The sequence below is a fragment of the Desulfobotulus alkaliphilus genome (assembly GCF_007830435.1).
In the GTDB taxonomy this organism is placed as follows: Bacteria; Desulfobacterota; Desulfobacteria; order Desulfobacterales; family ASO4-4; genus Desulfobotulus; species Desulfobotulus alkaliphilus.
Genome location: NZ_VLLC01000061.1, coordinates 1 through 7,271, shown reverse-complemented (window position 1 = coordinate 7,271; position 7,271 = coordinate 1). Strand labels below are relative to the sequence as shown.

Below are 7,271 nucleotides of genomic sequence, written 5' to 3'. Positions count from 1 at the left end.
AAACAAAATAAAAACTGCTGATGAAGCTTTGCATGTTTATCGTGACAAGGATGTTGTAGAGAACTGTTTTGACGACCTCAAAAATCATATGGATATGAAGCGGATTCGAGTTCACTCTGCAGCCGCAATGGATGGAAGGTTGTTCTTACAATTCCTGGCACTAATCTATGTCAGTTCTATACGTTCCAAAATAAAGAAAGACGAAAAAATTAAATATTTTACAGTCAAGAAGGTAATGGAAGAGATGGAAACTCTGGTCAAAATTAAATATTCCAATCGATATGGGCAGGTTTTCACTGAAACAACACCGACTCATCGACGGTTAATGGATCTCTCTCAATATAAAGTTGTCTCCATAGTTACAATTTTCGGGAATTCAGGTTCATAATAAAACGCCCCATACGTTTGTTCACATCATAAAAAAACTGACACCTCGCCATTGTAAGAAAAAAGTGAATAGCACGGTCGTAAATATCTGGTATGTCATATGATTCCTGAATCATTTTTTCAAAATGTGCAGGCAAGGAATCAGCCCGGGGGGGCATATAGTCTGTCCCTGCTATGGTAACTCCGCCAGATCGGAACTTTCCCCATTCCAAAGCCTCATCCTTACCTGCTATCCCATGCAGGGCACAGACTTTTTCACGGGTGATTTCAAACTGATTTTTTTCAATCAGCACAAACAGGGCCCGCCACGCTTCAATCTGATTCACCGCAATTTGCTGGTCAGATAATTTGTGTCCGCCAACCGTAATCCCATCCATCAATGTCTGGATTTCCGGCAGGGTTAAATGAATTCCTTCCAGATTTACGGCATCGCACACAAACTCAGCCAGTTGCCGTCTGGCAAGCATAACTGCTTTTGCTTTATTTGGTATCATGTTCCACTGAGTCTCGTTCATTTCATCCACCGGGTAAATAATTAGCAGACATTCCAGCTCTTCAACAGCAAAAAAAAGGCAGGTTTCAGCTGAAGCTTTTACCTGCCCCCATACAACAGGGCCTTGCTGTAAAATCACAGCCCCTGAAATTCAAAGGGTTCGGATACAATAAAATGTCCAAGGGCATTCCCGGCATAAACCTGCCCTGCGTCCAGCGGGAGCTTCCTGACGGGTTTTCCAGCCGTAAAATCCACCTGATTCATGTCCACCCAGAGAATGTTTGGCGTCAGTACGTTTTCAAAAAAATAAATCAGGCGTTTCTGATCCGCCACAACCCGCCAGCGGGTACTTGAAATATGGGGCTGTCCTTCCGTAGATATGCCATAGGGCACCGAAACATTACGGATAACGCTGAACACACTGGCCACGGCAAGGTGAGGATCGCTGGTTTGCGGGATTGCATTGATATAGTACGACGCCCGCACAAAACGGTCTGCGGCCCGATTGCTGCCGGGAAGGAATATGGTGCCGGGGATATTATCCCAATAGCCTTTGATTGCCAGCTGATCCTTGAACAGCGGATCATTGGTCATTACCTGATGTGAAGGATCGTGGTGAATCACCAGTCTGCCCTCGACATATTCAAGAATGGCACTGTCGCCGGATGCGTCGGATATGGAAAGATGTACCGTTGTAAACTTGTCCGTTCCGGGAATAAAATCGGTGACAACAACGAACGTCTCTTTTCCCAGAGATGCAACGGCTTCCTTTACCGTGGCAAAATTATCGAGCACATACTGCGCCCATGCCGCAATGGTCAGCCCTGTTTTTCTTCCTTTCTTATCAAAAGGGGGGTATTCCGACTGAACCAGCCAGAGCATATTGGCAACCAGCCCTTTTTCATTCATGCCGTCCGGCGTTGAAATATCCCATGAACTGGTAGCAATGCTGCCGTAGCGGGACACCCACTTGAGGGAATTTGGCCCCACCTGACCACTCCGCTCCATGCCTCTGGGAAAGAGCCACAAATTGGGAGGAATATCAATGGAAAAATCCATGGTTCTTCCAGTGAGGACCGTCTGTTCGGGTCCGATGTATACAACCCGCGTACAGGCGTAGGCATCAGCAGCAAGGGCAAGGGAGCTGAAGATCATAAAAGCAGCCCACAGATTCATCATTTTTCTCATTGCATTTTTCCTTTCATAAGGGGAAAGCCCACTGGCACAATTGGAGGGCAGCGGAATTGCCGCCCGGAAAGAGGCCTTGTTCACCATAATTTATTTATCCCTTTTCATTAAATACGCTGCCACGGCCTGATAGGCAGGAAGGGAGGTGGAATCTATCTGTGCATTCTCAGCCTTGGGAAAAGAGGCAAACCGTACGATGACCATATCCGCTGCCGGGTCCACATAGATGGTCTGTCCATGAACGCCCCGCGCGGCAAAAGCACCATGTCCGTTATGGAAGACCCACCACATACTGCGGTAACTGCCGCCTTCAAGGGTTTTGTAGCCCGCTTCAGCAAAGGCTTTCCTGTCGCCACCGGCCCGGATCTTCTTTGTGACCTCTTCCGGGAACAGGCGCTGCCCATGGATCTTTCCGCCATTGAGCATCAGCAGCCCGATGCGGCCCATGTCCCGCATGCCTGCACTGAGTCCGCCACCGGCAAAAGGGGTTCCTTTGGCATCTACGGTCATATATCCATCCTGCTCAGCACCCATTCTGCTCCAGATACGCTCCGACAGCAAATGGGCCGTATCCCTGCCGCTGGCCCGTGATATAATCCAGCCAAGTGCGTCCGAGTTGACGGTCCTGTAAGCGAAAACCTCACCGTGGACACCATCCTGCCGGAGGGTCTGCAGATATTCAAAATAGCCGTCCGGGCCTTCATAACCCACTGGTTTGGGCAATGGACTCGCCGCTTTAGAATAGTGCCAGATATCCGCCTCAGGGTCGGAGTAATCCTCGCTGTAGTCAAGGGCCGTGGTCATGTCCATGACCTGACGCACGCTTGCACTGCCAAATGCACTGTCCTTAAGTTCCGGGATGATGGAGGAAACCTTTGCCGTTTCGTCAAGCTGTCCCTCAACCACCAGAATTTCGGCAAGGAGTCCCGTAAGGGATTTTGTCATTGACATGGCGGCATGTTTGCCCATGCCGTCGAGACAACCAAAATACTTCTCATACACCACCCGGCCTTTGTGAAGAATAAGAATGCCGTCGGTATAGTTCACAGAAAGGGACTCCTTCCATGTCATGGGCTTTTCACCACCCAAGGGCGTAAAGGTCACCGCATCAATGCCCGCATCCAGGGCATACTCGAAAGAAGTCAACGGGGTGATGCCCCTGTAGACCCGCTTTGTGGGCATCAATTCCCGAATGTGGCATACCGTCCACCGCAGTTTCGGGAAGCTGAAAAAATCAGATTCCGGCTGCATGATCAGCCTTTCAGGCGGCGGCGGAAAGCCCGTCATCCAGCCCAGTGCTCTGGGGTCAGACTGCGCAGCATTCAGATATGAACCGGCCAGCGCACTGGTTTGGGCAAAAAGACCTGACAGAACAAGGATACCTGCCAGTACGGGGAGTGAATGGCGAAGTAAGGATTTCATGGTGTTTTCTCCCGGATATTAAGGGTGAGGATTTTTTCCGGCGTGTCCTCAAAGTGCTGCCAAGGGATTGTGAAGGTTCAGGATGGTGGATTCATCCGTAGCAAAGCCAAAAAGGCCGTTTTCCTATCCTGAAAGTTGGATACAGCGTACATTGTTTTGTATCCATTCCCAAGTGCTTTCTGTCTTTGGGTGTTCTTTGGTATATACTTTTGAAAAACAGAGAACTCAGGCAATCCATGGGTGAAAAGGGTAGGGTAAGGATATCTGCCCATTTCACTACGGAAAGCATGTGCCGGAGTACTCTGAATCTCTATGAAGGGGCTTTGGATTTTTTAGAGAAACAGAAAAAGACAGAGGCCGATGCCTAAGGCAAAGCGGTAGATGACAAAGGGGAAAAGCCCCAGCTTTTCTATGATTTTAAGGAAAAAATGGATGCATAAAAGGGCGCTGAAAAAAGAAAGCCCGGCCCCTGCCGCAAGGGCTGGAATGTCATACATTTCGGGCTGACGGATCAGCTTGACCGTCTGATACAGGGTGATGAGGACAATGATGGGAATGGAGAGAAGAAAGGAAAAGCGGGCTGCACTTTTTCTGTCAAAGCCAAGCATCAGGCCTGCTGTGATGGTGATGCCCGACCTTGAGGTACCGGGAATGAGGGAGACGGCCTGCATCAGACCGATGATCAGGGCCTGTTTCAGACTCATGCTTTCCATGGCAAGCTTTTTTTTACCCCGGACATCGGCAAGCCAGAGGAGTGCCCCGAAAACCAGTGTGGTTCCCGCAATGACCGATGCTGAGCGAAGGCTTGTTTCAATGATACCTCCGGCCATCAGTCCGGCAAGGCCCGTGGGAATGGTGGCAATGATGAGAAACCATGCCATTTTTCCATGTTCACTCTGATTCCCGGCGAAAGATTGTATCCACCCGTATAACAGGTTTTTGATGTCTTCTCTGAAATAAAGCATGACGGCAAAGAGGGTCCCCGTATGTACGGCAATGTCAAAGGCCAGCCCCTGATCTTCCCAGCCCAGAATGGCCGAGGGCAGGATCAGGTGAGCTGAAGAAGAGATGGGTAAAAATTCCGTTATTCCCTGAATCAGAGATAAAAAAATGATTTCGGCTGTACTCATGAATCCATGTCCTTGGCAAATAGAGTTGAAAATCAGACTGCCAGATGAGGCAGGCAGTTAAAATCCCCTGCGCATTATCCAGCAAATCACGTCAACCATGATTCCATTATACTTTAAAAGGATACCTTTGTTGTTTGATGGAAGGGGGGGCTTTAATTCCATCCGGCATCTTTTGATTTCACAAGCCTGTTCGTGACTAGAGGAACTAGCTGAAACCTGAAATTTTAGCAATATTTAATAAAAATAATGCTACGCTTTTGTTTTTATCTGGAGACTTACCGAAAAATCTGGCATTTTCTGATATGGAAAGAAAGCTTCCTTTTCAGAATGGTTTCTTGATATCTGCACGGATAAAAACGCTCCTTAAAAAAGAAAGGCACGGATCTTTCCTGTGCAAACAGGCGATCCGGGAAAAATGAACCATGAAAATTGCACTGCCAACCAAAGAAAACAACACCATAGACAGCCATTTCGGACATTGTGAGTTTTTTACCGTCTTCACACTGAACGGGAAAAAAGAGATTATCCATGAAGAAAAGGTGGCCTCTCCTGTGGGATGCGGATGCAAATCCAACATCGCAGGAACCCTAGCGGAGCTGGGGGTGAAGGTTATGCTTGCGGGCAACATGGGAGATGGTGCCATACGTGTGCTTGCAGCCAGTGGCATTGAGGTGATCCGGGGCTGCATGGGGGATGTCCGGGCCATTGCCGATAAATGGATTTCTGGGGATTTAAGGGATTCCGGCATTGGCTGCATCGCCCATGGCCATGAATGCGGGCACTGACCGGAAAGGCTGAACCTTTTTTCCTCCCGGTCGCCGGATTTTTTGATGTGAGACCTTTTGATATTCTGAAGGGCTCACAGAATTTTTCAAGAAAACTTTTTGTGAATGTATACAATGGTTTCAGATTTTTTGACGGAGAAAGGAAAAGAGGGTGAAATATTTTTTTGTGTTTGCCGCAGTTATCGTCTTTTCGGGCTGTGCCACATTTCAATCGCAAAAGCCCCATTCTATGGAAGCCTGCAAAGAAAGCTCACGGGAGGAAATCGCTGCTCTCTTTGACCGCTGGAATTTTTCCCTTGAAAGCGGAGAACCCGAAAGGGTTGTGGAAAACTATGCAGCAGAAAGCATTCTTCTGCCCACTGTGTCCAATAAACCCCGTTTCACGGTTGCGGAAAAGCAGGATTACTTCGAGCATTTTCTGAAAAAAAAGCCCTCGGGAAAGATTGACCTGAGCCACATCGAACTGGGCTGTAACATGGCCATTGATTCTGGCCTTTATACCTTCACATTCAAAGAAACCGGAGAAAGGGTACAGGGCCGCTACACCTTTACATACAGGTGGGATGGCTCAGACTGGCGCATCAGCAGCCATCACTCTTCGGCCATGCCGGAAAAACCATAAAATAAGGCCTATAAAAAAAGCCCTGTACCGGTAAGGATGCAGGGCTTTTTGTTCAAGGATAAAGCAGGGGCTACCCCACCCATTTGTACAATACTTTGGTACAAACCCGGCATTTATTCCATCTCCGGATAATCTGATAAGCTGACAATATGTCCAAAATGCTTCACTTTTGCAATATGTCTTTTGTCATTCGTTATAAAAACAGCGTCGTTCATGATGGCCAAGGCATGATAGATGCAATCAGTCAATTCAGGATATCCACTTTTCTTGTTTCCTGTTCTTGCGAGCGCCACTGCTTTCATGCGAGTTCTGGTATTTGGAACAACAATATTCAATACTTCTGACTCTGTAATCTTTTCAATATATTGCAAATGCTTCTCGATAATCTCCATGTTGTTCATATTGCCGCACAAAACTTCCGTGATCTCATCCAGAAGAAGGCTTGGAACTATGACTTGAATTTTTTCCAGAATGGCATCTTTAATTATCTGTTTTGCCTTATCTTGTAATGGACGATTGTAAATATATTCCAGGAACACATTGGCATCCAGTATGTAGCGTTTATTTGTCATATTGACTGGCTGCCTTGATTCGCTTTTGCTCACGAATGGATCTAAGAACTTCAACCGGATCTTTGTCTGTACCAATGTTAGGAAGACTATTCAGCTCTTTCAGTAGTGCTTTTTGCTGTAAAGAAATGGTTTTTTTTTCTTCTCGGTGAAGAGATTGGTCAAGAGGAATAATCCTTGCCAGGGGCTTACCTTTTCTTTCGATAGTAAAAATATCCCCTTTGTGGAAGACTTCGTCCAGAAGTGTTCCGAATTGCCTGCGTGCCGCAGTAACATCAATGGTCTTTTCCATATGATAGGCCCCCATGAAAGCACATTCATGCCAAATTAACCATATCAACTATAATGGTTCGGAACGGAAGACGTCAATCCTAAATTCCCGATAAATTATACACCTACAAACGTTATACAAAGTGCTAAAATTGGATGTATGGCTTTGAGATTAAAGTTTTTATTTGTTGTTTTTGGCTAAAAATAATTTTCAAAAATTTTAAAAAACTGCTAGTTTTGCCCCCTTGAAGGTATAATAACATCTTACTACAAAGGGGGCGATATGGCTTGTATTGTGAAGCAAAAAGTTGGAAACAATACTTATCTATATGAATCAACTTCCTATCGTAATAGTGAAGGAAAACCCAGAAATAAAAGATGTCTTATCGGAAAAATTAATCGTGA

General features: G+C 46.6%; 8 protein-coding genes and 1 pseudogene. 3 read left to right on the top strand and 6 right to left on the bottom strand.

The window, feature by feature from the left end; all coding sequences use genetic code 11:
* Positions 1 to 388, top strand: a pseudogene (locus LZ24_RS17430) (hypothetical protein); the annotation flags it as partial.
* On the opposite strand, the gene LZ24_RS16570 reads toward LZ24_RS17430, so the two are convergent.
* The 4 genes from LZ24_RS16570 to LZ24_RS16555 all read right to left on the bottom strand — a co-directional run bounded on the left by LZ24_RS16570 (position 360) and on the right by LZ24_RS16555 (position 4,620).
* The gene (locus LZ24_RS16570) at positions 360 to 1,019 is read right to left on the bottom strand and encodes a Fic family protein (protein ID WP_246118631.1); all 660 of its coding nucleotides are present in this window, start codon (positions 1,017 to 1,019) and stop codon (positions 360 to 362) included. The pseudogene LZ24_RS17430 and the gene LZ24_RS16570 sit on opposite strands and share 29 nt — an antisense overlap.
* On the bottom strand, positions 1,016 to 2,068 hold the full coding sequence (locus tag LZ24_RS16565; protein ID WP_144686819.1) for a linear amide C-N hydrolase: 1,053 nt from the start codon (positions 2,066 to 2,068) through the stop codon (positions 1,016 to 1,018). Before LZ24_RS16565 ends, LZ24_RS16570 begins: the two co-directional genes overlap by 4 nt.
* Before the next feature lie 90 nt (positions 2,069 to 2,158).
* Entirely contained in the window at positions 2,159 to 3,490 is a 1,332-nt protein-coding gene (locus LZ24_RS16560) for a serine hydrolase domain-containing protein (protein ID WP_144686818.1), read from the bottom strand.
* 332 nt (positions 3,491 to 3,822) lie between these two features.
* Positions 3,823 to 4,620 (bottom strand): undecaprenyl-diphosphate phosphatase, encoded by a 798-nt coding sequence (locus LZ24_RS16555; RefSeq protein ID WP_144686817.1) that lies wholly within the window; start codon positions 4,618 to 4,620, stop codon positions 3,823 to 3,825.
* Between the two features lie 422 nt (positions 4,621 to 5,042).
* On the opposite strand from LZ24_RS16555, the gene LZ24_RS16550 reads away from it, so the two are divergent.
* Both LZ24_RS16550 and LZ24_RS16545 read left to right on the top strand, forming a co-directional pair.
* On the top strand, positions 5,043 to 5,405 hold the full coding sequence (locus tag LZ24_RS16550; RefSeq protein ID WP_144686816.1) for a NifB/NifX family molybdenum-iron cluster-binding protein: 363 nt from the start codon (positions 5,043 to 5,045) through the stop codon (positions 5,403 to 5,405).
* 151 nt (positions 5,406 to 5,556) lie between these two features.
* A complete protein-coding gene (locus LZ24_RS16545) occupies positions 5,557 to 6,027 on the top strand; it encodes a DUF4440 domain-containing protein (protein ID WP_246118630.1) in 471 nt (156 codons plus the stop codon).
* Positions 6,028 to 6,140: 113 nt separating this feature from the next.
* Here the strand turns inward: LZ24_RS16545 and LZ24_RS16540 are convergent, their stop codons facing one another.
* Positions 6,141 to 6,599, bottom strand: a complete 459-nt coding sequence (locus tag LZ24_RS16540) for a type II toxin-antitoxin system VapC family toxin (protein ID WP_144686815.1) — start codon at positions 6,597 to 6,599, stop codon at positions 6,141 to 6,143.
* Positions 6,589 to 6,888 carry a type II toxin-antitoxin system Phd/YefM family antitoxin gene (locus LZ24_RS16535; RefSeq protein WP_186443226.1) on the bottom strand — a complete coding sequence of 100 codons (300 nt, stop codon included), beginning with the start codon at positions 6,886 to 6,888 and terminating at the stop codon, positions 6,589 to 6,591. Before LZ24_RS16535 ends, LZ24_RS16540 begins: the two co-directional genes overlap by 11 nt.
* Positions 6,889 to 7,271 lie beyond the last annotated feature (383 nt).

Coding starts and splice junctions, on each gene's coding strand:
- LZ24_RS16565 (WP_144686819.1), bottom strand. CDS start 2,068: ATGAGAAAAATGATGAATCTGTGGGCTGCTTTTATGATCTTCAGCTCC.
- LZ24_RS16540 (WP_144686815.1), bottom strand. CDS start 6,599: ATGACAAATAAACGCTACATACTGGATGCCAATGTGTTCCTGGAATAT.
- LZ24_RS16555 (WP_144686817.1), bottom strand. CDS start 4,620: ATGAGTACAGCCGAAATCATTTTTTTATCTCTGATTCAGGGAATAACG.
- LZ24_RS16550 (WP_144686816.1), top strand. CDS start 5,043: ATGAAAATTGCACTGCCAACCAAAGAAAACAACACCATAGACAGCCAT.
- LZ24_RS16535 (WP_186443226.1), bottom strand. CDS start 6,888: ATGGAAAAGACCATTGATGTTACTGCGGCACGCAGGCAATTCGGAACA.
- LZ24_RS16560 (WP_144686818.1), bottom strand. CDS start 3,490: ATGAAATCCTTACTTCGCCATTCACTCCCCGTACTGGCAGGTATCCTT.